18 protein-coding genes are annotated in these 24,107 nt (G+C 72.9%); 9 read left to right on the plus strand and 9 right to left on the minus strand.

Annotated elements, in window-relative coordinates; genetic code table 11:
* The first annotated feature begins 108 nt into the window (after window positions 1–108).
* Window positions 109–1,599: a 30S ribosomal protein S1 gene (gene rpsA, locus GA0070618_RS19980; protein WP_088982995.1), complete on the plus strand. Its 1,491-nt coding sequence runs from the start codon at window positions 109–111 to the stop codon at window positions 1,597–1,599.
* A gap of 111 nt (window positions 1,600–1,710) precedes the next feature.
* Window positions 1,711–2,892, plus strand: coding sequence for a dephospho-CoA kinase (gene coaE, locus GA0070618_RS19985; protein ID WP_088982996.1), 1,182 nt, complete (start codon window positions 1,711–1,713; stop codon window positions 2,890–2,892).
* A gap of 38 nt (window positions 2,893–2,930) precedes the next feature.
* Here the strand turns inward: coaE and GA0070618_RS19990 are convergent, their stop codons facing one another.
* Window positions 2,931–4,766 carry a hypothetical protein gene (locus GA0070618_RS19990; protein WP_088982997.1) on the minus strand — a complete coding sequence of 612 codons (1,836 nt, stop codon included), beginning with the start codon at window positions 4,764–4,766 and terminating at the stop codon, window positions 2,931–2,933.
* Window positions 4,767–5,065: 299 nt separating this feature from the next.
* Here GA0070618_RS19990 and uvrB point away from each other — a divergent pair, with 299 nt between their 5' ends.
* On the plus strand, window positions 5,066–7,174 hold the full coding sequence (uvrB, locus tag GA0070618_RS19995) for an excinuclease ABC subunit UvrB (RefSeq protein ID WP_088982998.1): 2,109 nt from the start codon (window positions 5,066–5,068) through the stop codon (window positions 7,172–7,174).
* A 216-nt stretch (window positions 7,175–7,390) separates the two neighbouring features.
* Window positions 7,391–8,257: a helix-turn-helix domain-containing protein gene (locus tag GA0070618_RS20000; protein ID WP_088982999.1), complete on the plus strand. Its 867-nt coding sequence runs from the start codon at window positions 7,391–7,393 to the stop codon at window positions 8,255–8,257.
* A 29-nt stretch (window positions 8,258–8,286) separates the two neighbouring features.
* Here the strand turns inward: GA0070618_RS20000 and GA0070618_RS20005 are convergent, their stop codons facing one another.
* Window positions 8,287–9,048 carry an SDR family oxidoreductase gene (locus GA0070618_RS20005; RefSeq protein ID WP_088983000.1) on the minus strand — a complete coding sequence of 254 codons (762 nt, stop codon included), beginning with the start codon at window positions 9,046–9,048 and terminating at the stop codon, window positions 8,287–8,289.
* Between the two features lie 166 nt (window positions 9,049–9,214).
* A complete protein-coding gene (locus GA0070618_RS20010) occupies window positions 9,215–9,508 on the minus strand; it encodes an antibiotic biosynthesis monooxygenase family protein (protein WP_088983001.1) in 294 nt (97 codons plus the stop codon).
* A 542-nt stretch (window positions 9,509–10,050) separates the two neighbouring features.
* Here GA0070618_RS20010 and GA0070618_RS20015 point away from each other — a divergent pair.
* Window positions 10,051–11,049 (plus strand): TerC family protein, encoded by a 999-nt coding sequence (locus GA0070618_RS20015; RefSeq protein WP_088983002.1) that lies wholly within the window; start codon window positions 10,051–10,053, stop codon window positions 11,047–11,049.
* A gap of 97 nt (window positions 11,050–11,146) precedes the next feature.
* Here the strand turns inward: GA0070618_RS20015 and GA0070618_RS20020 are convergent, their stop codons facing one another.
* Complete coding sequence (locus tag GA0070618_RS20020; RefSeq protein ID WP_088985683.1) at window positions 11,147–12,103, minus strand: C40 family peptidase; 957 nt, start codon at window positions 12,101–12,103, stop codon at window positions 11,147–11,149.
* Between the two features lie 60 nt (window positions 12,104–12,163).
* Window positions 12,164–13,261 (minus strand): mandelate racemase/muconate lactonizing enzyme family protein, encoded by a 1,098-nt coding sequence (locus GA0070618_RS20025; protein ID WP_088983003.1) that lies wholly within the window; start codon window positions 13,259–13,261, stop codon window positions 12,164–12,166.
* Between the two features lie 42 nt (window positions 13,262–13,303).
* Here GA0070618_RS20025 and GA0070618_RS20030 point away from each other — a divergent pair, with 42 nt between their 5' ends.
* Entirely contained in the window at window positions 13,304–14,101 is a 798-nt protein-coding gene (locus GA0070618_RS20030; protein ID WP_088983004.1) for a tyrosine-protein phosphatase, read from the plus strand.
* Here GA0070618_RS20030 and GA0070618_RS20035 read toward each other — a convergent pair.
* From GA0070618_RS20035 to typA, 3 genes are all read right to left on the minus strand, one after another.
* A complete protein-coding gene (locus tag GA0070618_RS20035; RefSeq protein WP_088983005.1) occupies window positions 14,070–14,747 on the minus strand; it encodes a lysoplasmalogenase in 678 nt (225 codons plus the stop codon). The genes GA0070618_RS20030 and GA0070618_RS20035 overlap by 32 nt on opposite strands.
* 65 nt (window positions 14,748–14,812) lie before the next feature.
* On the minus strand, window positions 14,813–15,658 hold the full coding sequence (locus tag GA0070618_RS20040) for a serine hydrolase (protein WP_088983006.1): 846 nt from the start codon (window positions 15,656–15,658) through the stop codon (window positions 14,813–14,815).
* Window positions 15,659–15,722: 64 nt separating this feature from the next.
* On the minus strand, window positions 15,723–17,591 hold the full coding sequence (typA, locus tag GA0070618_RS20045) for a translational GTPase TypA (RefSeq protein WP_088983007.1): 1,869 nt from the start codon (window positions 17,589–17,591) through the stop codon (window positions 15,723–15,725).
* A 134-nt stretch (window positions 17,592–17,725) separates the two neighbouring features.
* On the opposite strand from typA, the gene GA0070618_RS20050 reads away from it, so the two are divergent.
* The 3 genes from GA0070618_RS20050 (at window position 17,726) to GA0070618_RS20060 (ending at window position 21,835) form a co-directional block, all read left to right on the plus strand.
* Window positions 17,726–19,327, plus strand: a complete 1,602-nt coding sequence (locus tag GA0070618_RS20050) for a DedA family protein (protein WP_088983008.1) — start codon at window positions 17,726–17,728, stop codon at window positions 19,325–19,327.
* A gap of 47 nt (window positions 19,328–19,374) precedes the next feature.
* Window positions 19,375–20,250, plus strand: a complete 876-nt coding sequence (locus tag GA0070618_RS20055) for a lytic transglycosylase domain-containing protein (protein WP_088983009.1) — start codon at window positions 19,375–19,377, stop codon at window positions 20,248–20,250.
* A 109-nt stretch (window positions 20,251–20,359) separates the two neighbouring features.
* The gene (locus GA0070618_RS20060) at window positions 20,360–21,835 is read left to right on the plus strand and encodes an alkaline phosphatase PhoX (protein ID WP_088983010.1); all 1,476 of its coding nucleotides are present in this window, start codon (window positions 20,360–20,362) and stop codon (window positions 21,833–21,835) included.
* A gap of 57 nt (window positions 21,836–21,892) precedes the next feature.
* Here GA0070618_RS20060 and GA0070618_RS20065 read toward each other — a convergent pair whose 3' ends face one another.
* Entirely contained in the window at window positions 21,893–24,019 is a 2,127-nt protein-coding gene (locus tag GA0070618_RS20065; RefSeq protein WP_088983011.1) for an MMPL family transporter, read from the minus strand.
* Window positions 24,020–24,107 lie beyond the last annotated feature (88 nt).

The following is a 24,107-nucleotide window of genomic DNA, read 5'->3' on the forward strand; positions in this document are numbered from 1 at the left end:
CTCATTTGGCGATCGTTCGGTGTGCCCGGAGGCGGATCCGCTGGCGCGAACAGGTCACTGCGACACAAGCCTGCTGTGACAAACCATCCGACCGGAGCAACCGCCCACATGACGAGCAGCATCGAGGCCCCCTCGAGCGCCACCCGGGTCACCCACGACGATCTCGGTTCCGAGGAGGCTTTCCTCGCCGCGATCGACGAGACCATCAAGTACTTCAACGACGGCGACATTGTCGAAGGCACCGTCGTCAAGGTCGATCGGGACGAGGTCCTGCTCGACATCGGCTACAAGACCGAGGGTGTCATCCCCTCTCGGGAGTTGTCGATCAAGCACGACGTGGACCCGGCCGAGGTGGTGTCGGTTGGTGACCACATCGAGGCCCTCGTCCTCCAGAAGGAGGACAAGGAGGGGCGTCTGATCCTCTCGAAGAAGCGGGCGCAGTACGAGCGGGCCTGGGGCACGATCGAGAAGATCAAGGACGAGGACGGTGTCGTCCGCGGCTCGGTCATCGAGGTGGTCAAGGGCGGCCTCATCCTCGACATCGGGCTGCGTGGCTTCCTGCCCGCCTCCCTGGTCGAGATGCGTCGGGTGCGCGACCTCCAGCCGTACGTCGGCCGGGAGCTCGAGGCCAAGATCATCGAGCTGGACAAGAACCGCAACAACGTGGTCCTGTCCCGCCGGGCCTGGCTCGAGCAGACCCAGTCCGAGGTGCGTACCGAGTTCCTCAACAAGCTCCAGAAGGGGCAGGTCCGCAAGGGCGTCGTCTCCTCGATCGTCAACTTCGGCGCGTTCGTCGACCTCGGCGGCGTGGACGGTCTGGTGCACGTCTCCGAGCTGTCCTGGAAGCACATCGACCACCCGTCCGAGGTCGTCGAGGTGGGCCAGGAGGTCGAGGTCGAGGTTCTGGACGTCGACCTGGACCGCGAGCGGGTCTCGCTGTCGCTGAAGGCGACCCAGGAGGACCCGTGGCGTCAGTTCGCCCGCACCCACGCGATCCAGCAGATCGTGCCGGGTAAGGTCACCAAGCTGGTGCCGTTCGGTGCGTTCGTCCGGGTGGACGACGGCATCGAGGGTCTGGTCCACATCTCCGAGCTGGCCGAGCGCCACGTCGAGATCCCGGAGCAGGTCGTCCAGGTCGGCTCCGAGGTCATGGTCAAGGTCATCGACATCGACCTCGAGCGGCGGCGGATCTCGCTCTCGCTCAAGCAGGCCAACGAGGGCTTCGTCGAGGGCGAGGAGCACTTCGACCCGACCCTCTACGGCATGGCCGCGACCTACGACGCCGAGGGCAACTACATCTACCCGGAGGGCTTCGACCCGGAGACGGGCGAGTGGCTCGAGGGGTACGACAAGCAGCGCGAGACCTGGGAGAACCAGTACGCCGAGGCCCGTCAGCGCTGGGAGGCGCACACCAAGCAGGTGCAGAACTCCCGCGCCGCCGACGCCGAGGCCGCTGCCAACCCGGCCCCCCCGGTCACCGGCGGCACCACCTCCTCGACCAGCCCGGCCCCGAGCCGGCAGACCGAGGAGCCGTCCGGCACCCTGGCCACCGACGAGGCGCTCGCCGCACTGCGGGAGAAGCTCGCCGGCGGCAAGTGATCCACAGGCACCACCCGAAGGCCCCGTCCCCGGCTCCCCACGGCGGACGGGGCCTTCCCCTGTACGGACCCTCCGGTTGGCAGGGCGGGGGCGATCGGGTTCACTGGTGCGGTGTTGAGGGTGGGCCTGACCGGAGGCATCGGTTCCGGTAAGAGCGCGGTGGCGGCGCGTCTCGCGCAACTCGGCGCGGTGGTCGTCGACTCGGACCGGATCGCCCGCGAGGTGGTCGCCCCCGGAAGCGAGGGGCTCGCCGAGATCGTCACCACCTTCGGCGCGGGGGTGCTCGCCCCCGACGGATCCCTCGACCGACCGGCCCTCGGGGCACTGGTCTTCGGCGACGAGGCGGCACGCCGTCGGCTGGAGGCGATCACCCACCCCCGGGTCCGGGCCCGTTCCGCCGAACTGGCCGCCGCCGCGCCGCCGGACGCGGTCGTGGTCAACGACGTACCGCTGCTGGTGGAGGTCGGGCTCGCCCCGACGTACCACCTCGTGGTGGTGGTGCAGACGGCACCGGAGATCCGGCTGGCCCGGCTGTCCCGGGACCGGGGGATGAGCCGCGCCGAGGCCGAGCGGCGGATCGCCGCGCAGACCGACGACGTGCGCCGCCGGGCCGCCGCCGACGTGGTGCTCGCCAACGACGCCACCCTCGACGACCTGCACGCCGCAGTCGACGCGCTCTGGCACGAGCGACTCCTGCCGTACGAGGAGAACCTGCGCGAACAGCGGGTGGTACGGACCCGGCAGGTCCGGCTCGCCGAGCCGGATGCGACCTGGCCGCAGCAGTACGAGCGCCTCGCCGCCCGGATCCGGCACGCGCTGGCCCCCGTGGACGTACGGGTCGACCACATCGGCTCGACCTCGATCCCGGGTCTGCCCGCCAAGGACGTCATCGACGTCCAACTCGCCGTGCCCTCGCTCGACGAGGCGGACGGGGTGCTCGCCGAGCGGCTCGCTGCCGCCGGGTTTCCGCGCTTCCCCGGTCAGTGGTGGGACAGCCCCCGCACTCCGGGCGGAGAGTCCTGGCCGAAACGGTTGCACGGTAGCGCCGATCCCGGTCGGCCGGTCCACCTGCACGTCCGGGAGACCGACTCACCGGGCTGGCGGTACGCGCTGCTGATGCGTGACCACCTCCGCGCGGACCCGGAACAGCGGGCCGCGTACCTGGCGATGAAGCGCGCCGTGGCGGCGGCGACCCCGGACAGCGTCGGGTACGCGTTGGCCAAGGAACCGTGGTTCGACGAGGAGCAGGTCCGCGCCGAGGAGTGGGCCGCCCGCACCGGCTGGCGTCCCTGACGCCCGACGGCCGGCGTCGTGCCGGCGGGAGGGAAGGATCAGCGGGCCGACGGCCGGGGCGCCGGCTTCGGGACCGGGATCGAGGGCAGCCGGGGCACCGGCGCCTGCACCAGGTCGAGTTGGGCCCACGCGCCCGCTCCGGTCCGCAGTTCCAGCCGGCGCAGCACACCGGACCGGTCGAGCCAGTACCGCAGCGCGTGTCCTGCGGTGCGCACCTCGACGACGTCCACCGGCCGCTTGCCGGTGCTGTCCCGGCGTAGCCAGGTGGCCCGGTCCGGGCCTGGTGGCTCCCGGCCGGCCCGCAGCGCCGATCCGACCAGCCGGTCCAGCTCACCCGGGCCGGCCCGGACCCGCTCCCAGCGCGCGTCGTCCGGCGGTGGCAGCGGTGGCCGGGCGTCGGGGGCCTCGTCCCCGACCGGCAGCCGCGTCCGGGTCACGCCCGACCGGTCGTGGCGGGCCACGGTCCGCTGTTCCGGCGCGTCGAGGTCGGTCGTGGCGAGGTAGGCGACCTGCCCGCGCCAGTCCAGCCAGCCGCCGCCGCGCAGGTTCGCGCCGGTGTCGGTGGGAACGGCCAGGACGAGCGCGGTACCACCGAGGGCCCGGTTCCGGGCGGGCATCCGGGCCAGCCGCTCCGCCTCCTCCCGGGTCAGGTCCCGGGGCAGCCCGGGGGCGCCGCCGAGGGCGGCCACCGGGTGCAGCGGCGGGCGGTGCGACCGGTCCAGGTCCAACTCCACCGGTACGGCGCCGGGCAGCCGGGCGGCCAGCCGGTGCAGTCGGGCGTCCCGGTCCACCCAGTAGCGCCACCCGTCGTCGGCCAAGGGGCGGGGGGTGCCGGCGGCGGGTAGCGGGGTGGAAGTGCCGCCGGCGGGGGTGGCGGTCGGGGCCGGGATCGTGGCGACGGTGCCGCCGGCAGGGGTGGCGGTCGGGGCCGTGGCGACGGTGCCGCCGGCAGGGGTGGCGGTGGCGGTCGGGGTCGTGGGAACCGTGCCGCCGGCAGTGTTGGCGGTCGGGGCCGGGGTCGTGGCCATGCGGAACACGTCCACCGGGGTGCGGCCGACGGTGTCCCGGGCCACCCAGCGGGCGCCCCCGAGCCGGGCCACCGGGTCGGGCCGGTCGGCCGACAGCGCGAACAGCAGGTCGAGGAGGGCGGCCAGTGCGGGCCGGTCCGGCAGGTCGCGGATCCGCCAGTTGTCGGCCGGGGGCAGCAGCGGCGGGACAGCCGGGGTGAGCACCGCTGCCGGATCGGGGCGGACCGCCACGACGCCGGGGGTGGCCTGCACCAGACCGCGCAGCGGACCCGCTCCCGGGCCACCGACGTCGAGGTAGACCAACGGCCGGGTCCAGTCGACCCAGCCGACCGCCTCGACGCGGTCGCCGCCCTGGCCGACGGTGGCCCGCAGCCGGGCCCGTCCGTCCCGGTAGTTGGTGACCCGGACGGCGGCCAGCCGCTCGGCCTCGGTGACGGTGAGCGCACGGGCCGGGTCCGGCGGGTCGGGTCGCCAGCTGAGCAGCCCGGCGACCAGGGCTGCGGCGGTGACGAGGGCCACCGCGCCGAGCCCGACCAGGAGGGTGCGCCGCCGGGGTGCCCGGTCGCCGCCGGCCGGCCCGGCGAGATCCGTCCGGGCGGGGCCGTCCCGGTCGCCGGGAGCGTCGGGATCGACGTCGCCGGGGTCGTCCGGACCCGTGTCGTCGGTCCGTTTCGCCTCGCCGGGAGCGTCCGGATCCGCCTCGCCGGGAGCGTCCGGATCCGCCTCGCCGGGAGCGTCCGGATCCGCCTCGCCCGGAACGTCCGGACCCGCGTCGCCGGGGACGTTCGGATCCGCGTCGCCCGGGGCGGGCGCGGGCCCGGATCCCGGGGCGGGCGATGTCTCCACGAGTGGTTGAACGCCTCGACCGGGCTGGGGTGACGAGCAGGGCGCTCGCGGCGGCCGGTCTGCGCGCTCGGCGCGACCGCGTCCGGGGGCGCACGCCGGTCGACCCGGGTGCCGCGACCCCTGCGCCGGGCGGGTCGGCCGACGAGGGCCGGGCCCCGGCCCGGTCGGCCGCCGCGAGCGGCCTACGGTGCACACCTTAGCGTGGTGAGATGTAGCCCACAATCAGAATATCGAAGCTGGTCAGGGCACCTCCCGTGGTACGGGTCGGAGTGTCAGACCGGCGGCGTACCGTGGGGGTCATGGCGCTCGACATCCCCCGTCTCGACGGACGTTTCCAGGTCGTCAGCGAGTTCCAGCCGGCCGGCGACCAGCCCGCCGCCATCGACGACCTGGAGCGGCGCGTCCGCCGGGGCGACCGGAACACCGTGCTGCTCGGCGCGACCGGCACCGGCAAGAGCGCCACCACCGCCTGGCTGGTCGAGCGGCTGCAACGGCCGACCCTGGTCCTCGCCCCCAACAAGACCCTCTGTGCCCAGCTGGCCAAGGAGTTCAGCGAGCTGCTCCCGCACAACGCGGTCGAGTACTTCGTCTCCTACTACGACTACTACCAGCCCGAGGCGTACATCCCGCAGACCGACACCTACATCGAGAAGGACTCCTCGATCAACGAGGAGGTCGAGCGGCTGCGCCACTCGGCGACGATGTCCCTGCTCACCCGTCGGGACGTGATCGTGGTGGCCACGGTCTCGGCGATCTACGGCCTGGGCACCCCGGAGGAGTACCTCGACCAGGCCGTCCGGGTCACCGTGGGGCAGGAGGTCGACCGTGACCGGCTCCTGCGGCATCTGGTCGAGATCCAGTACACCCGCAACGACATGGCCTTCCAGCGGGGCACGTTCCGGGTCCGGGGCGACACGCTGGAGATCATCCCGGCGTACGAGGAGATGGCGCTGCGGATCGAGCTCTTCGGCGACGAGGTGGAGAAGCTCTACTACCTCAACCCGGTCACCGGCGACGTGGTGCGTGAGGTACCCCAGTTCCTGATCTTCCCGGCCTCGCACTACGCCGCCGGCGCGGAGCGGATGGAGCGGGCCATCGGCGACATCGAGGCGGAGCTGGCCGAGCGTCTCGCCGAGCTGGACCGGCAGGGCAAGCTGCTGGAGGCGCAGCGGCTGCGGATGCGCACCACCTACGACATCGAGATGATGCGGCAGGTCGGCTTCTGCTCCGGCATCGAGAACTACTCCATGCACATCGACGGCCGGCTGCCGGGGAGCCCGCCGCACTGCCTGCTCGACTACTTCCCCGACGACTTCCTCACCGTCGTCGACGAGTCGCACGTGACGATCCCGCAGATCGGCGGCATGTACGAGGGCGACGCCTCGCGCAAGCGGATGCTGATCGACCACGGCTTCCGGCTGCCCAGCGCGGCCGACAACCGGCCGCTGCGCTTCGACGAGTTCCTGGAGCGGGTGGGCCAGATGGTGTTCCTCTCCGCCACCCCGGGCCCCTGGGAGATGGAGCAGGCGCAGGGCGAGTACGTCGAGCAGGTGATCCGCCCGACCGGCCTGGTCGACCCGGAGGTCGTGGTCAAGCCCACCAAGGGGCAGATCGACGACCTGATGCACGAGATCCGGCTGCGGACCGAACGCGACGAGCGGGTGCTGGTCACCACGTTGACCAAGAAGATGGCCGAGGACCTCTCCGACTACCTCCTGGAGAACGGCATCCGGGTGCGCTACCTGCACTCCGAGGTCGACACGCTGCGCCGGGTGGAGCTGCTGCGCGAGCTGCGCAAGGGCGAGTACGACGTCCTGGTCGGCATCAACCTGCTCCGGGAGGGCCTCGACCTGCCCGAGGTGTCCCTGGTGGCGATCCTCGACGCCGACAAGGAGGGCTTCCTGCGCAGCGGCCGGTCGCTGATCCAGACCATCGGCCGGGCGGCCCGGAACGTCTCCGGCCAGGTGCACATGTACGCCGACAAGATCACCCCCTCGATGGCCGAGGCGATCGACGAGACCAACCGGCGGCGGGCCAAGCAGATCGCGCACAACGAGGCCCACGGGATCAGCCCCGAGCCGCTGCGCAAGAAGATCCACGACATCCTGGACGACATCTACCGTGAGGCGGAGGACACCGAGACCGACAACCGGGTCGGTGGCGCGGTGCGGCAGCTCTCCCGGGGCAAGGCCCCGGTCAAGGAGACCCGGAGCCGGGCCCGGACGACCGCCGGCCCCTCCCGGGAGGGCATGGCCCGCGCCGACCTGGCCCAGCTCATCCAGGAACTCAACGACCAGATGCTCGCCGCCGCCCGGGAGTTGCAGTTCGAGCTGGCCGCCCGCATCCGTGACGAGGTCGCCGAGCTAAAAAAGGAGCTGCGGGGGATGGACGCGGCCGGGGTGAAGTGACGTCCCGCTGACGGGCACGCGCTGGTTCGCCATCTCCGACACCGACCACGGATCGCGGGGCCACACCGCACCGGACCCGGCCGGCACGGTGTGGCCCGTCGACACCTGCCGCCCCTGACCGGGGGCGACGTGCCTCCACCACCCGTTGTTGCTCTCTGTGAGCAGGGTATTGCGTCGGGTGGTGACCCCCCGTAGTCTCCGACGGTGGGAGGCCGGATGCCGCTGCCAACGAGTCCCGTAATCCGCCGGGCGCGCCTGGGCGCGGAGCTGCGCCAGCTCCGTCGTCAGGCGGCCCTCACGCTCGACCAGGTCTGCGAACGGCTCGGCTGGGCCTCCACCTCCAAACTGTCCCGCATCGAGCTGGGGCAGAGCCGTCCCGACCTGGCCGACGTCTTCGACCTGCTCGACGTCTACGAGGTCCCGGTGGCGCAGCGGGAGGCGCTGATCGTCATCGCCCGGGACGCCGCGACCAACCGGAGCTGGTGGAAGGCCCTCGGCGAGATGGGGGACCGGCAACGCACCTACGCCGAGCTGGAAGCGGGCGCGGCCACCATCTTCGAGTACCAGCCCGCCGTGGTGCCGGGTCTGCTCCAGACCCGGGCGTACGCGCGGCTGCGGGTGACCGCCGGCCGGCTCCTCGATCCGGGGATCGACGTGGAGGCGGACACCCGGGCGCGGTCGGCCCGGCAGGACGTGCTGCACCGGGCGGACGCGCCCCGGTACACCGCTGTCCTCGACGAGGCCGTGCTCAACGGGGCTGGTGTCCCGGCCCCGGTGTGGCGGGACCAGGTGCGGCATCTGGTGACGACGGCACGACGGGCTAACGTGACGATCCGGGTCCTGCCCCGGGGGGTCCCGGTGGCCGGGAGCGTGATGCACCCGCTCACGCCGTTCTCCTGCTACGCGTTCCCGGACCCGGCCGATCCCCGCACGGTGGTGCTGGAGGCGCTCACCACCGACCTGCGGTTGACCGCCGAGCCGGACGTCCGCCGCTACGAGCAGCTCGCCGGCTGGCTGCTCGACGCGGCCCTCTCCGCTGCCGACACGATCGAGCTGCTCGCCGGGCACGTCACCGAGGAGTGAGCCGGCCCGGTGGGCCGTCCCGCCGCCGGTCAGGCGTACCGGTGGAAGCCGCCCTCCGAGTCGATGACCTGACCGGTGATCCAGCGGGCCTCGGGTGAGCAGAGGAAGGCCACCAGCCGCGCCGCGTCGTCGGGGGTGCCCCAGCGCCCGCCGGGGAAGTGGCGGGCCACGGCGGCGTGCACCTCGGGTGGCGCGTAGCCGGTGTCGGTGGGGCCGGGGTTCACGCAGTTGACGGTGATGCCCCGGGGCATCAGCAGCGGTGCGAGCTGGGTGGTCAGGTTCTCCACCGCGGCCTTGCTCGCCGCGTACGCCAACTCGTCCGGCATCGGACCGAGCCGCTGCCCGCTGGAGAAGAGCAGCAGCCGACCGCCCTCGCCCGCGGTGAACGCGGCGGCGAAGGCCTCGGCCAACAGCAGGGTGGCCCGGACGTTGACCAGCAGGTGCCGGTCGATCTCGTCCGCCGCCAGGGTGCCGAGCGGGGTGCGGGTGGAGTAGGCGTGCACCGCCACCACCGCGTCCAGTCGGCCGTACCGTCGGACCGCCTCGGCCACCAGATCGGCCGGCGCGGCCGGATCGAGCAGGTCGGCGGTGACGTACCGGGCGCGCCCGTCCAGGTCGCTGAGGAGGGCCGGTACGCCCTGCGGGTCGCCGCCGTACGGCTGGGCGTCGTCGTAGCGGGGCAGGCCGGTGAGCAGCAGCCGGTGACCGGCCGCCGCGAGGGTCCGGGCGACCGCCGCGCCGATGCCGACGCCCCGGCTGACCCCGGTCACCAGGGCCACCCGATCAGTCATGTCCGCCAGCCAAGCACAGGCCGCCGGACGGACGCGATCGGGTTTCACCCCGGGCCCGTCCGCCCCGGCCGGCGCCCCGACGGCCCGACGTCGTCGTCAGTGTCGGAGAAGCCCGGCAACGAGGGGGCATGCCCCCGGCCGGTGCCCCGACGGCCCGACGTCGTCGTCAAGCCGGCACGTCGACGAAGTGCTCGACCCGGGGCGGGCCGGCGAAGTGCGGCCCGATCAGGGCCCGCCACCGCTCGAACCGCTCGGTGCCCCGGAACTCGCGTTCGTGGGCCTCGACGGAGTCCCACTCGACGAGCAGCACGAACCGTGACGGGGACTCGATCCCCCGGGTCATCCGCACCGAACGGCAGCCGGGGGTGCCGGCGAGGATCGGGTGACCCTGGGCGTACGCGGCGGCGAACGCGTCCTCGTGTCCGGGCAGTACGTCGATGAGCGCGACCTCAAGCACCATGTCCCGCAGCCTGCCATGTCGGTGGTCGACGTCGGGCGGGGGTGGGGTCCCGTCCCACGCCGGCGGGGGTCGGCCGGTGTGCGCTCGGCTTCCGTCGGGTCGGACGGCACCGGCGTCCGCCAGTAACACCTAGCCTCCTAGGATGCGCTGCGCGGTGTGCCGCCCCTTCCTTGCGCCCGGCCAACCACAACGAACAGCCGGAACACTGTCCACTGCGGTTCGGGAGTGACGATCCGGTGACAGGCAAGGGAACGTGACGTGGTCGGCATTCGTCGCCTCGGGAGGTGCGCGGGGAGGCGTGGATGGTGAACAATGACCGCCGAGGAGGGGAGTATCCCTCACGATGGTGTCGTCAGCACGGTCGAACGTCCCCCGGACGGTCGACCCGGCGCCATCGGTCATCGCTGCGTTCGCGGAGCGGTGGCGGGAGAGACCTCCGACAGTCACCAGAGTCAGCGTCGCCGGCACACCGAGCCTTGGGCTGTTCCTGTTCCACAGGGTTGCGGTGTGCCGGTCGCTGTGTGCCTGCCGGAGGATAAGCTGTGAACGTGTCCGGACTGGTCTGGGCCGTGACCCTGATCGCGTTGACCGCGATCCTGGTCTTCGACCTCTTGGTTATCGGCCGTCGCCCCCATGAACCCAGTGTCCGCGAGTCCAGCCTCTGGGTGGGATTCTACGTCGGCTTGGCCCTGCTCTTCGGCGTCGGTCTGTGGTTCTTCGGCGGCGGCAAGGTCGCCGGCGAGTTCTACACCGGCTGGCTCACCGAGTACAGCCTCTCGGTGGACAATCTCTTCGTCTTCGTGATCATCATGGCCCGGTTCGCGGTGCCCCGGCAGTACCAGCAGAAGGTGCTGTTGATCGGCATCGTGCTGGCACTGATCATGCGAGGCGCGTTCATCGCGGCCGGCGCGGCGTTGATCTCGCAGTTCACCTGGGTCTTCTACATCTTCGGCGCGTTCCTCATCTACACCGCGATCAACCTCGCCCGACAGGGTGAGCCCGACGAGGACGAGTTCACCGAGAACGTGCTGATCCGGTGGAGCCGGCGAGCGCTGCCCATCTCCCAGGGCTACGACGGCGCGAAGATGACCACGCGGGAGTACGGCAAGCGGCTCTTCACTCCGATGCTGATCGTCATGATCGCGATCGGCACCACCGACCTGATCTTCGCGCTGGACTCGATTCCGGCCATCTTCGGCATAACCCAGGAGCCGTACCTCGTCTTCACCGCGAACGTCTTCGCGTTGATGGGGCTCCGGCAGCTCTACTTCCTCCTCGGTGGCCTGCTCAACCGCCTGATCTACCTGAGCACCGGCCTGGCCGTGGTGCTCGGCTTCATCGGCGTCAAGTTGATGCTCGAGGCTCTCGCCGAGAACAACCTGCCGTTCCTCAACGGTGGCGAGCACGTCGGTTGGGCCCCGCACATCCCGATCTGGCTCTCGCTGACGGTCATCCTCGGCACGCTCGCCGTGGCCACCGTCGCCAGCCTGGTCAAGTCCTCCCGGGACCGCCGCCGCGAGCTGCTCGCCGTCAAGCACTGACCGGCGGCGCGACCCACCCCTTAACTCAACCGCACACGCGCCCTGCGGTGCGGTGCGGTGCGTGAGGGTGGAGGGCGCGGGGAGCGCGGGGCGGATGTCAGACGCGGTGGACGCCGACCAGGGTGGCGGTGCGGTCGTCGGGAAGGCGTTCCTCCAGCACCCGGCGGCGCTGGTAGCAGGCGTGCAGCATGCGGCGGTCGTCGCCGGGGCGCGGGAGGGCGCTGACGATGCCGACGTGGTGGATGCCGCGGCCGGGCCGGGCGAAGAAGTACAGGTCGCCGGGGCGTTCGGTGCCGAGTTCCACGGGGGTGGTCGCGGCGGCCTGGTCCCCGGCGTCGCGGGGCAGCCACACGCCGAAGCGTCGCCAGGCAAGGTGTACCAGGCCGGAGCAGTCGATCCCGGCGGGGGACGTGCCGCCCCAGATGTAGACGACGTCGAGGAGCCGTTCGGCGACGGCGAGCGCCTCGTCGGGGGCCGGGGGGCGGGTCGGCAGGGGCACGGTGTGCCGGTCGGGGAGCCAGAGCGGTTCGCGGTGGCCGGGGGCGTGTACCGGTCGCCAGCCGTCGACGGCCGGCCCGGCGGGGGTCAGCCGGGTGCCGAGGGCGACGCCGGGGATGCGGACGTCGCCGTGGGGGGTGGCGTACAGGGCGGTGACGGTGGCGTCGACGACCAGCGCGCCGGTGGGGGCCGGTGGCCCGACGACCGGCGGGCCGGTGGGGACCGGTGGAACGCTGGGCGCGGCGGTGAGCTGGCTCGTGGGCAGCCAACCGGGGTAGCCGCGTGGGTCGAGGTCGGCGGCAGCCTGTTCGACGGCGACGACCCGCACCCAGCCGGGCGGGCCCACCTCGGTAACCAGCACCTCCTCGCCGAGCAGGAGTTGGCTCAGGACGCAGTCGCCGACCTGCTGGTCGGTGTCCATGCCGGCGATCCAGGCGCCGGTGTCGACGTGTGTCCCGAGCGCGGGGGCGTCGATCGGGCGGACCGCCTCGGGGCAGCTCCAGAGGGTCGCCACGGCGACCTGGACGACGGCCCGCTGGCCGGCTCGCAGTTCCACGTGCACTCCCAGGCGTCGGGCGGTCGTCTGCGGTGACCTTATGAAAGATTCCGACAGCCATCAACCATGCTGCTGAATCTTTGCTTCATCGATGGCTTTCACGCCGAGGCCGGGGGCGTCGGGGAGCACCACGGTGGCGCCGTCGTACCGCAGACCGCCACGCACCGGCGACCAGGCCAGCCACCAGGCGGCGTCGAGGTCGGCCACGACGGTGGTGCCGTACGCGGCGACCAGGCTGGCGGCGGCGCCGACGCCGATCTGGCTCTCCATCATCGACCCGACGAGGGTGCCCACACCGTGCGCGGCGGCCAGCTCGAGCAGGGTACGGGCCGGCCGGAGCCCGCCGGCCTTGGCGAGTTTGACGTTGACCAGGTCGGCGGCGCGGCGGCGGATCACCTCGACCAGGTCGCGGGGCCCGAAGACGGACTCGTCGGCGAGGATCGGCACGTCCACCCGGTCGCTGACCCAGGCCAGTCCGTCCAGGTCCCATCCGGCGACGGGCTGTTCGACCAGTTCGACGTCGAGGCCGGCGTCCTCGATGCCGCGGATGACCCGGACCGCCTCCCGGGGGGTCCAGCCCTGGTTGGCGTCGAGGCGGATCCGCACCCCGGGACCCACCGCCGCGCGGACGGCGCGGACCCGGTCCAGGTCGCCGGCAGCGTCGGTGCCCACCTTGAGCTTGAGCACGGTGAAGCCGTCGGCCGTGCGCTGCCGGGCGGTGGCGGCCAGGTCGACCGCGTCCCCGGCGGAGACCGTGACGTCGGTGGGCACGCGCCGGCTGGTGCCGCCGAGCAACCGCACCAGGGGTACGCCGAGGCGGCGGGCGGCGAGGTCGTGCAGGGCGGTGTCGACGGCGGCCTTGGCCGCCTCGTTGCCGGCGACGGCGCGTTGGATCTCGGCGCAGCGGGCGTTGAGGTCGTCGGCGTCCCGCCCGGCGATCAGGGGTCCGAGAATCTCGTGGACGCAGGCGCGGGAGCCGTCGATGGAGGCGCCGGTGACCTGCCACACCTGCGGGGCCTCGCCGAACCCGGAGCGCCCCTCGTCGTCGACGATCTCGACCACGAGGGTCTCGACGGTGGTGGTGCGGCGCAGGGCGGTGACGAAGGGGGTGTGTAAGGGGGCGGAAAGCCGGTGGGTGCGTACCGCGGCGATCGTCATTGCGGCACCCTATACAGACGGACGCGCGGCAGGGGAGGCCGGATGAGGGTGCGGGACTGGGAACTGGTGGGCGCGCCGAACGCGCGGGACCTGGGTGGCCTGGTGGGCGCGGACGGGCGGCGGGTGCGGGCGGGTCAGCTGATCCGTACCCCGGCGTTGGGACGGCTGACCGACGAGGACCTGCCGGTGCTGGCGAAGCTCGCCCCGGCGTGTGTGGTCGACCTGCGGTACGCCGCGGAGATCGCGGAGGCCCCGCCGGACCGGCTGCCCGGTGAGCCGAGGGTGGCGCACCTGCCGGTGCACGACCCGGCGCACCCGGTCTTCACCTACGTCTCGGCGTTGTTGCTCGGGCACGACCTGGACGCGTACGGGGGGTTGGCGGAGCAGGGCACCCCGGCGGCGATGGCGGCGATCTACCGGTGGTTCGTGACGGGGGAGTCGGCACGGCGTGGGTTCGCGGCGGCGCTGCGGCTGGCGGCCGACCCGGCGAACCTGCCCCTGGTGTTCCACTGCTCGGCGGGCAAGGACCGGACGGGCTGGTTGGCGGTGGTGCTGTTGACCGTGCTGGGGGTGGACGAGGCGGCGATCCGGGAGGACTACCTGCGGCACAACGAGTTGACGGTGAGCCTGCGGGAGGTGCTGCTGGAGGCGATGCGGCGGCGTCGGCCGGGGCTGGACGCCGACGCGGTACGCCCGGTGCTGGAGGTGCGCCCGGAGTACCTGGACGCCGCCTACGACGAGGTGACGCGGGTGCACGGGTCGTTCGGGGTGTATCTCCGCGACGGCCTGGGGGCGACCGACGAGCTGGTCAGCGCGGTGCGGGCGAACCTGCTGGAGTGAGCCGGGCGACGAGGCCGGTGACGATGAGCGCCTGACCGAGGCAGTAGGTGCTCATCACCCACACCCCGTGGCCGGGCAGGTGGCCGACGTCGGCCAGGCCGGTGGCGATGATCAGGTCGGACAGGAGGAAGAGCGCGCCGCCGAGGGCGACGCGGGGGCCGTGTGCGGCGGCGGTGGTGGCCATGGTGGCCAGCGCGACGGCGTAGCCGGCGATGGGCAGGGCCAGTCCGGCGTCGGTGAGGCCGGGCCACATCCAGGCCAGGGCGGCGGTGGTGGCGACGGCGTACCCGATTCCGACGGCGACCAGCGGTGGGCGGCGCAGGGCCCGGGCGGCGCCGTGGCGGGTGAACGCGGTGATGTAGCAGAGGTGCGCGCCGAGGAAGAGCGCCATGCCGGTGAGGAACGCGGTGGTGCTGTCGACGAGCAGCGCGATGTCGCCGCCGGTGGAGAAGGCGAGCGCGGCGAGGAGCAGCCGGTCCGGTCGCCGGCCGTGGGCGGCGGCGACCAGCCAGAGGTACGCGGCGAGCGCCGGGATCAGCAGTGGTTTGGTGAGCAGGACGCCGAGGCGGTGGTCGGTGGCGACGGCGGTGAGGTTCGCCGCCGTCAGAACGGCGAAGACGAGCAGCGGCAGCCGGTGGTGGCGCATGGGGGCTCCTGGTGGGGGTGGGGAGCGTGGGCGGGTGGCCGCCGGGGGTGACGCCGGCCTCCGGGTCAGGGGGCGGGGCGCAGGTCGTGGCGGGCGGCCCAGACCCGGACGGAGACGTCGGCGAGGAGCCGGCACGCGTCGGGGTCGGTGAGGTCGGTGGTGGTGCAGACGGCGAGCACGTACGGGGGCGCGTCGTGGGGGAGGACCACGCCGACGCCGTGCCGGACGCCGGTGACCCAGCCGTTCTTGTGGGCGATGGGCACCCCGGCGGGGAGCCCGGCGGGAAGGTCCTCGCGGAACTCCTGGGCGCGGAGCACGTCGAGCATGGTGGCGCAGTTGGCCGGGGTGGCGATGGGGCCGGGGCGGGTGGCGCCGGTGGCGAGCGCGCCGAGCAGGGCGGCGAGGTCGGCGGCGGTGACCAGGTTGGTGATGCCGGCGGCGCGGGCGGTGTAGTCCTCGATGCCCCGCCCGGTGACGCTGTGCCGGGCCCCGGCGAGGGCCCAGACCTCGGCGACGGCGGGGAGGCCGACGTGGCCGAGGAGGATGTTGGTGGCGAGGTTGCTGGAGCGGACGATCATGCGTTCGGCGAGCCAGCGCAGCGTGGCGGTGCGGTCGAGGCGGTCCCAGACGGCGTTGTCGTTGTCGTAGTGGGGGGTCAGGGAGAACCGCGGCCCGTCGGGGTGGGCGGACGGGAAGTCGTTGTGCACCGGCACCGGGGTGTCCGGGTCGAGGGCGCCGGCTTCGGCGGCCCGGTAGAGGGCGGCGAGCACGGCGACCTTCATGGTGCTGGCCGCGTAGTGCGGGGTGTGTTCGGCGTGGGTCCAGGTGGGGGCGGCGTCGAGGCGGCCGGCGTACACCGAGACGGTGCCGGGCACACCGGCCAGACGGGCGTCGAGGTCGTCCCAGGTCATGGCGGTGACCGTAGCCGATCGCCGGGGTGCGCGGGGGCCGGTGCCGGCCCCCGCGACCGGTGGTTCAGCCGGCGTGCTTGCGGCGGGCGGCGGCGCGGGCGCGCTGGGTCTGGTCGAGGACGACCTTGCGGATCCGGACGGCGGCCGGGGTGACCTCGACGCACTCGTCCTCGCGGCAGAACTCCAGGGCCTGCTCCAGGGAGAGCTTGCGCGGCGGGATGAGCTTCTCGGTCTCGTCGGCGGTCGACGAGCGCATGTTGGTGAGCTTCTTCTCTTTGGTGATGTTGACGTCCATGTCGTCGGAGCGGGAGTTCTCGCCGACGATCATGCCTTCGTACACCTCGGTGCCCGGCTCGACGAAGAGCTGGCCGCGTTCCTGGAGGTTGGTCATGGCGAACGCGGTGACCGAACCGGCGCGGTCGGCGACCAGGGAGCCGTTGTTGCGGGTGCGCAGCTCGCCGAACCACGGCTCGTAGGACTCGAAGACGTGGTGCAGGATGCCGGTGCCGCGGGTCTCGGTGAGGAACTCGGTGCGGAAGCCGATCAGGCCCCGGGCGGGCACGAGCCACTCCATCCGGATCCAGCCGGTGCCGTGGTTGACCAGCTGCTCCATCCGGCCCTTGCGGGTGGCCAGGAGCTGGGTGATCGCGCCGAGGTACTCGTCGGGGGCGTCGATGGTGAGCCGTTCGACCGGCTCGCAGGTCTTTCCGTCGATCTCCCGGGTGACCACCTGCGGCTTGCCGACGGTGAGTTCGTAGTTCTCCCGGCGCATCTGCTCGACCAGGATGGCCAGGGCGAGTTCGCCCCGGCCCTGCACCTCCCAGGCGTCGGGGCGCTCGGTGGGCAGCACCCGCAGCGACACGTTGCCGACGAGTTCCTTGTCGAGGCGGTCCTTGACCATCCGGGCGGTGACCTTGGCGCCCTTGACCCGCCCCACCAGCGGGGAGGTGTTGGTGCCGATGGTCATCGAGATGGCCGGCTCGTCGACGGTGATCAGCGGCAGCGGGCGGGGGTCCTCGGCATCGGCGAGGGTCTCGCCGATCATGATCTCGGGGATGCCGGCGACCGCGATGATGTCGCCGGGCCCGGCGCTGTCGGCGGGCTTGCGCTCCAGGCCCTCGGTCATCAGCAGCTCGGAGATGCGGACCTTGGCGATGGTGCCGTCGGTACGGCACCAGGAGACGGTCTGGCCCTTGCCGATGGTGCCCTGCCGGACCCGGCACAGCGCGAGCCGGCCGAGGAACGGGGACGCGTCGAGGTTGGTGACGTGGGCCTGCAGCGGGGCGTCCTCGTCGTAGGCGGGCGGCGGGATGGTGTCGAGCAGGGTGCGGAACAGCGGTTCGAGGCTGGTGCTGTCCTCGGGGACGGCCCCGTCGGCGGGCTGGGTCAGCGAGGCGATGCCGTCGCGGGCGCAGGCGTAGACGATCGGGAAGTCGATCTGCTCCTCGTCGGCGTCGAGGTCGAGGAAGAGTTCGTAGGTGTCGTCCACGACGTCCTTGATCCGGGCGTCCGGGCGGTCCACCTTGTTGATCACCAGGATGATGGGCATCCGGGCCTTCAGCGCCTTGCGCAGCACGAAGCGGGTCTGCGGCAGGGGACCCTCGCTGGCGTCGACGAGCAGGACCACCCCGTCGACCATGGTCAGTCCGCGTTCCACCTCGCCCCCGAAGTCGGCGTGGCCGGGGGTGTCGATGATGTTGATGGTGACCGGGTCGGAGCCGTCCGCCGGGAGGTAGCGCACGCCGGTGTTTTTGGCGAGGATGGTGATGCCCTTTTCCCGTTCCAGGTCCATCGAGTCCATCACCCGCTCGGTCGTCTCGCCGCGGGCGCCGTAGGCGCCGGCCTGCCGCAACATGGCGTCGACCAGCGTGGTCTTGCCGTGGTCGACGTGGGCGATGATGGCGACGTTGCGGAGGTCGGTGCGAAGCTGCATTCCTCCATCCTCCCGTCCGCCGGGATCAGGGGCGGCGTCGGGGTCACCCCGGAGCAGGCCCGGATCTCCGGTGAAACTCCTGTCACACTGGGTGCTGATGCTGGCATGCTGACCGACGTGTGTCGGGGGCTTGAGTGCACGATCTGGTGAACCTGCTGGAACACCTGCCGGCCGAGCTGATCTACCTGGTCGCGGCGTTGATCGTCGCGGGGGAGACAGCGCTGCTGATCGGTCTGGTCGCGCCGGGCGAGGCGACGCTGCTGCTGGTGGGCTTCCTCTCGTTCACCGGCACGCTGCGCCTGGGTCCGGCGATGCTGGTCATGATCATTGCGGCGGTGCTGGGTGACTCCCTCGCCTACCGCTCGGGTCGCCGGTACGGTCCGAGGCTGCGCGCCTCCCGCTGGGGGGCCCGGGTCGGGCCGCAGCGGTGGGGGCGCGCCGACGCGATGCTGGAGCGGCTGGGCGGTCGGGGGGTGTTCGCGGCCCGCTGGGTGGCGTTCGCCCGCACCCTGGTGCCCCGCCTGGCGGGCGCGGCGGGGCTGCCGTACCGCCGGTTCCTGCCGTGGAACGTCGGCGGCGTGGTCACCTGGGTGGGGGGCTCGGTGCTGGTCGGCTACCTGGCCGGCGAGTCGTACGAGACGGTCTCGGCGTACCTGGGCCGGGCCACCGGGGCGGTGCTGGTGCTGGCCGGGTGCGTGCTGGTGATCGTGCTGGCCGGCCGGTGGCTGGGGCGGAACCCGGACCCGGCGCGGGCGCTGTTCGACCGGGCGCTGGCGGTGCCGCCGCTGAGCTGGGTGACCCGCCGGTACGGCATTCTGCTGTTCCTGCTCGGCACCCGGATCGGCGCGACCTGGGCGCTGCTGCTGAACGTGACGGCCGGGCTGGCGCTGCTGTTCGGCGCCGGCCTGGTGATCGCCTGGCTGCTCGGCGCGGTGGTCCGGCACAGCGGCCTGGCCTCGGTGGACGCGGCGATCGCGCAGTGGTTCGCGTCCCGGCGTACCCCGGGGGCGGTGGACGTCACCCTGGCGGTGGTGTCGGCGTTCCGTGGTCCGGTGCTGATCGTGGTGGTGGCCCTGGTCGCCGGGGTGTTGGCCTGGCGGCGACACACCTACCGGGCGGACCTGCTCGGCCTGCTCGGGACGGTGGGCGCGTTCGTGCCGCCGGTGGTGCTGGCGGTGGTGGCCGATGTCACCGCACCGTCGGAGACGTTGCTGTTCCCCACCCAGATCGCGGTGGCCTCGGCCGGGTTCTGCACCCTGGCCTGGCTGCTGGCCCGGGGTGCCCGGTGGCCGGTGGCGGTGGCCTGGTGGACGGGCGCGGCGGTCGGTGTCGCCGGTATCGGGTTGGCCCGGCTGTACCTGGGGCTGAGTTCGGCCAGCGGGGCGGTCAGCTCGGCCCTGCTCGGGGTGCTCTGGACGGTGGTCTTCGTGGTCGCCTGGGCCACCCACGACCGTGCCCAGCGCGCCGAGGCGCTGCCGCCCGCCCCCCGCCCGCCCGAGCCGCTCGCCGCGGACGGCGCCGGCGCGCCGGGCGGTGGCAGCGCGCCGGGTGGTGCGGGTGTCTCGGGTGGTGCGGGCGTCTCGGGTGGTAGCAGGGGACCCCTGCAGTCGATTTCCGACGAGCAGGGGTCCCCTGCAACCACCCGGGCAGCGGAAGCGCCACCCGGCGAGGACTGTGCCGTCGCGTCCCCGCCCACCGACGAGAGCGGGCCGCTCGCGTACGGGACGTCCGGGTGACCTGATCCCTGCTAGGGTGCGGCCTCGACACGGGGGAGGTGCGGGGCATGCGCGTGCTCACGGGGCGGATCGGTGCGGCGGTGCTCGTCGGGGTGCTCCTGGCCACCCCGCTGACCGGCTGCGGTGGCCAGCCCGACGCCGCCACCGGGTCGGCTGCCGGCACCGCCGAGGTGCCGGTGGACCCGCCCGTCGCCGAGTCGTCCACACCGGACGCGTCGCCGTCGGCCGTCGAGTCGATGGGGCGGGTCCCGTCGGCCACGCCGAGCCGCTCCGGGACGCCGTCGCCGACGGCGAAACCCACCCCGAAACGCACCGCCGGGCCACGGGCCACGCCGAAGCCGCCGACCGAGACGAAGGTGCCGCCCCCACCGCCGAAGCCCGCCGCGAGCGGCTGCCAGCCGTCCTACTCGGGCAGCCAGGCCAGCCGGGCGCAGGTCAAGGCGGCGCTGACCGACGCGGCGGCGCGGACGTACTGGCCGACGTCGGCGCCGGACATCCGGATCCCGGCGAACCTGCTGAAGGCGACCGCCTGGCAGGAGAGCGGCTGGCAGTCGAACATCGTCGCCTGCGACGGCGGAATCGGGCTGATGCAGGTCATGCCGGACACCGCAGCTTGGATGAACCAGCGCTTCGGTCAGTCGTACGACGTGCGCGACCACCGGGACAACGCCTACCTGGGCGGCACGTACCTGGCCTGGTTGACGAAGTACATCGGTGACATGTATTTCGACGCCGACTACCGGCTGGACGCCGACCTGTGCACCGCCGAGCTGGACTCCTGCCTGCTCAACGCGGTCATCGCCGCGTACAACTACGGCCACCACGCGGTCGCCCGGGAGGGGGAGCCGCTGACCGTGCCCAACCCCCGGTACGTGCGCAACGTGCGGGCCCTGATGACCGAGTGCGTCTGCCTGGACTACTGAACGCCGGGTGAACCCCCGGTGTCCGGGAGGTTGCCAACATCGATCGGCATGGCGAGGATCACGGGGGCGGTCACGCCTGTGGCCGGCCCGGCGACGAAGGAGTCCCCTCATGTCCGACGTGAACCGGCGTGGCCTGCTACGCGGTGCGGCCGCAGTGGCCGGCGGCGCGGTCCTCGGTGGTCCGTTCCTCGGTTTCGCGGCCCGTGACGCCGCCGGTGCGGCCGGCCGCCGGCCCCGCCCCCGGCCGGCCCTGGAACCGGTGCCGGACCTGCGGGACGGCAAGGTGCGTCTCTGGCTGCCCGACGGGTTCCGGTACCGGTCCTTCCACGACACCGAGTTCCCGGTGACCCTCGACGACGGCACCGCCCTGCCCGGCCGGCACGACGGCATGGGCGCCTTCCCGGGGCCCGGCGGCACCGTGCGGCTGGTCCGCAACCACGAGATCGGTGGACCCGTCCCGGCCTTCGGTGACCCCGCCGAGGCGTACGACCCGATGGCCCCGGGCGGCACCACCACCGTCGAGGTGACCCGGTTCGGTGAGGTCCGCCGCTCCTGGACCAGCCTGAACGGCACCATGATGAACTGCTCCGGCGGGCGGATGCCGTGGGGCAGCTGGATCACCTGCGAGGAGACCGTCAACGGGCCGGACGTCGGTCCCGACTACACGGGCGCGCCGAACGTGTCGCTGACCAAGCGGCACGGGTTCGTCTTCGAGGTTCCCGCCGACGGGCGGGGCGACCGGCAGCCGGTCACCGCCGCCGGCCGGTTCTGCCACGAGTCGGTGGCGTACGACCCGCGCGGCGGGCACCTCTACCTGACCGAGGACAACTTCGGCTACGCGTCCGGCTTCTACCGGTACACCCCGCCGAAGGACCCGATGCGGATCGGCCGGCTGGCCGACGGGGGCCGGTTGCAGATGCTGGCGGTGCGCGGGCGACCCAACCGGAACCTGGCCGCCGCGCAGCGGCGGCACGCGACCTACCCGGTGGAGTGGGTCGACGTCGACGACCCGGCGCCGTCGTTCCCGTACACGCCGGGGCAGCCCGCCCCGACCAGCAACGACACCGCGCTGACCCATGTCGCGCGGCAGGGCTGGGCGCAGGGCGCGGCGTACTTCTCCCGGCTGGAGGGGGCGGTGTACGACGACGGGATCGTCTACTTCACCGCCACCCAGGGCGGCGGGCCGGCGGAGACTTCCGTCGGGCCGGTCGCCGACGGCTACGGCAACGGGCACGGCCAGGTGTGGGCGTACGACTGCCGGGCGCAGGTGCTGCGCCTGGTGTACGAGTCGCCCGGCCCGGACGTGCTGGACTTCCCGGACAACGTGACCACCAGCCCGCGCGGCACGCTGGTGGTGTGCGAGGACAACACGTCGGACAACTTCATCCGGGGGCTGACCCCGCGCGGGGAACTGTTCGACATCGCGCTGAACCGGCTGACCAGCAGCACCGGCGCGGACCGTTCCAACGATGAGTTCGCCGGGTCGACGTTCAGTCCGGACGGGCACACCCTGTTCGTCAACATCCAGGCCAGCCGGGGGATGACCTTCGCGATCTGGGGTGACTGGGCTCGGATCGGGGTCTGACGCGCCACGGCGGTGGCCGGCGGGCAGCCGGCCACCGCCGTGGTCGAGGATCCCGGGTCAGTCCCGGGCGGTCACCGCCTCCCGCGCGTCGGCGCTGTCGGCGGCCGGTTCGGGGTGGATCCGGCCCGGCCACCAGAACCGGTCGCCGAGCAGAAACGCCAGCGCCGGCACCAGGACCGTACGGACCAGCAGGGTGTCGAGCAGGACACCGATGCAGACGATGATGCCGATCTGGGTGAGCAGGATCAGCGGCAGCACGCCCAGGACGGCGAAGACCGCGGCGAGCAGCACGCCCGCGCTGGTGATGACGCCGCCGGTGACCCGCAGGGCGGAGAGCATCCCGTCCCGGGTGCCCATCCGGCGGGCGTCCTCCCGGGCCCGGGTGACCAGGAAGATGTTGTAGTCCACCCCGAGGGCGACCAGGAACACGAACGCGAGCAGCAGGACCCCGCTGTCCAGCGCCGGGAAACCGAGCACGTGGTCGAAGAGCAGCCACGCCGCGCCGAGGCTGGCGAAGAACGACGCCACCACGGTCAGCACCAGCAGCACCGGAGCGAGCAGGCCACGGAGCAGCGCCACCAGGACCCCGAGGACCAGCAGCAGGATGATCGGCAGGATGAGCCGTTGGTCCCGGCTGTCGGCCTGGTCGGAGTCGTAGGTGGCCGCGACGGTGCCGCCGACCAGCGCGCCGGAGAACTCCCCGACCCCGTCGAGGGCGGGCGGGGCGGAACCGGGCACGGCGGCGACCGCGTCCCGCAGCGCCTCGATGGCGCGGTCGGAGGCGGCGGTGCCGGGTTCGGCCTCCAGCACCACGTCGACCTGGGCGACGTTCTGCCCGGCGTCGGACGGGCGGGCGGAGGAGACCCCCGGTACGGCCGCGGCGGCCGCGGTGACCGCCGGCACCGCGGTGGGTGAGGTGAGCACGGCGACGGGCTGGGTGGCGCCGGCCGGGAAGGCCTCGGCGAGGGTCTTCGCCCCGGCGACCGCCTCCGGTTCCACCCGGAACTGCTCGGTCTCGGCCAGCCCGGTGCGGATGCCGAGCCCACCGAGCGCGAGTCCGGCGAGCAGCAGGGTGGCCAGCGCGGTGACCGGCAGCGGTCGACGCAGCACGCCCTTGCCGAGCCGGCCCCACAGCCGTCCCTCGCGGGCCTCGCCGCCCACCCGGGGCACGAACGGCCAGAAGAGTCCCCGGCCGAAGATCAGCAGCGCGGCGGGGAGCACGAGCAGCGCGGAGAGCATGGCGAACACCACACCGGTGGCGCAGGCCACGGCGAGCGCCCGGTTGGTCTCCTGCTCGGACAGCAGCAGGGTGAGCACCCCGAGCACGACGGTGCTGCCGCTGGCCAGGATCGGCTCGGCGGTACGGCGCAGCGCGGCCCGCATCGCGACGAACCGGTCCTCCTCCCGGCGCAGTTCCTCCCGGTAGCGGGCGATGAGCAGCAGCGCGTAGTTGGTGGCCGCGCCGAACACCAGCACGCTGGCGATGCCGGTGACCTCGCCGCTGTTCAGGTTGATGCCGACCGCCGGGACGATGGTCTCGATGGCCCGCAGGGTGGTCTGTTCGGTGGCGGCCACCACGGCCAGCGGCACCAGCCACAGGAACGGGCTGCGGTAGGTGATGAGCAGCAGCACCGCCACCACACCGGCGGTGACCGCGAGCAGCGTGACGTCCGCGCCCTCGAAGACCTCGCCGAGGTCGGCGGCGAACGCGGGCGCGCCGGTGACCTCCGCCCGCAGCGGGCCGGGGAGACCGCCGAGGCTGTCCCGCAGCTCCCCGACGCGCTCGGCGACGGCCTCCTGTCCGTCGGCGGTGGACATCGGCACCACGAGCAGGGCCACCGCGCCGTCCGGGGAGACCTGCGGCGGCGGGATCCGGCCGCCGACGGCGAACCGGCCCAGGTCGCCGGTGACCGCGGTGACGCTGTCCCGGTCGGAGGCGGTGAGGGGGCCGTCGTCGTCGCGGCTGACCACGACGATCGCGGCCTGGACGTCGCGGGACGGCAACTGCTCCTGGAGGCGCTCGACCTGGGTGGACTCCCACTCCACGGAGAGGCCCGTGTTGGAGACGGGGGCGGGGTTGTCGGGCCGTGGGAGGCCGAAGACGGCCCCCGCGATCACGATCGCGGCCGCCACGGTGAGCCACGCGGCCAGACGGCTGCGGGCGACGTGGGTGAAGACGGACATCGGGATGCCTCACGGTCTCTGAAAGGGTAAATTCTCGCCAGACAAGTATCTTGATGACCGAGATTATCGACTGGTGAGTTATGCTGCA

This window comes from Micromonospora echinospora (genome assembly GCF_900091495.1).
Lineage (GTDB): Bacteria > Actinomycetota > Actinomycetes > Mycobacteriales > Micromonosporaceae > Micromonospora > Micromonospora echinospora.

Coding starts and splice junctions, on each gene's coding strand:
- GA0070618_RS20025 (WP_088983003.1), bottom strand. CDS start 13,261: ATGACGATCGCCGCGGTACGCACCCACCGGCTTTCCGCCCCCTTACAC.
- GA0070618_RS20035 (WP_088983005.1), bottom strand. CDS start 14,747: ATGCGCCACCACCGGCTGCCGCTGCTCGTCTTCGCCGTTCTGACGGCG.
- GA0070618_RS20040 (WP_088983006.1), bottom strand. CDS start 15,658: ATGACCTGGGACGACCTCGACGCCCGTCTGGCCGGTGTGCCCGGCACC.
- GA0070618_RS20065 (WP_088983011.1), bottom strand. CDS start 24,019: ATGTCCGTCTTCACCCACGTCGCCCGCAGCCGTCTGGCCGCGTGGCTC.
- GA0070618_RS20060 (WP_088983010.1), top strand. CDS start 20,360: ATGTCCGACGTGAACCGGCGTGGCCTGCTACGCGGTGCGGCCGCAGTG.
- GA0070618_RS20030 (WP_088983004.1), top strand. CDS start 13,304: ATGAGGGTGCGGGACTGGGAACTGGTGGGCGCGCCGAACGCGCGGGAC.
- GA0070618_RS20055 (WP_088983009.1), top strand. CDS start 19,375: ATGCGCGTGCTCACGGGGCGGATCGGTGCGGCGGTGCTCGTCGGGGTG.
- GA0070618_RS20010 (WP_088983001.1), bottom strand. CDS start 9,508: ATGGTGCTTGAGGTCGCGCTCATCGACGTACTGCCCGGACACGAGGAC.
- uvrB (WP_088982998.1), top strand. CDS start 5,066: ATGGCGCTCGACATCCCCCGTCTCGACGGACGTTTCCAGGTCGTCAGC.
- GA0070618_RS20000 (WP_088982999.1), top strand. CDS start 7,391: ATGCCGCTGCCAACGAGTCCCGTAATCCGCCGGGCGCGCCTGGGCGCG.
- typA (WP_088983007.1), bottom strand. CDS start 17,591: ATGCAGCTTCGCACCGACCTCCGCAACGTCGCCATCATCGCCCACGTC.
- GA0070618_RS20005 (WP_088983000.1), bottom strand. CDS start 9,048: ATGACTGATCGGGTGGCCCTGGTGACCGGGGTCAGCCGGGGCGTCGGC.
- rpsA (WP_088982995.1), top strand. CDS start 109: ATGACGAGCAGCATCGAGGCCCCCTCGAGCGCCACCCGGGTCACCCAC.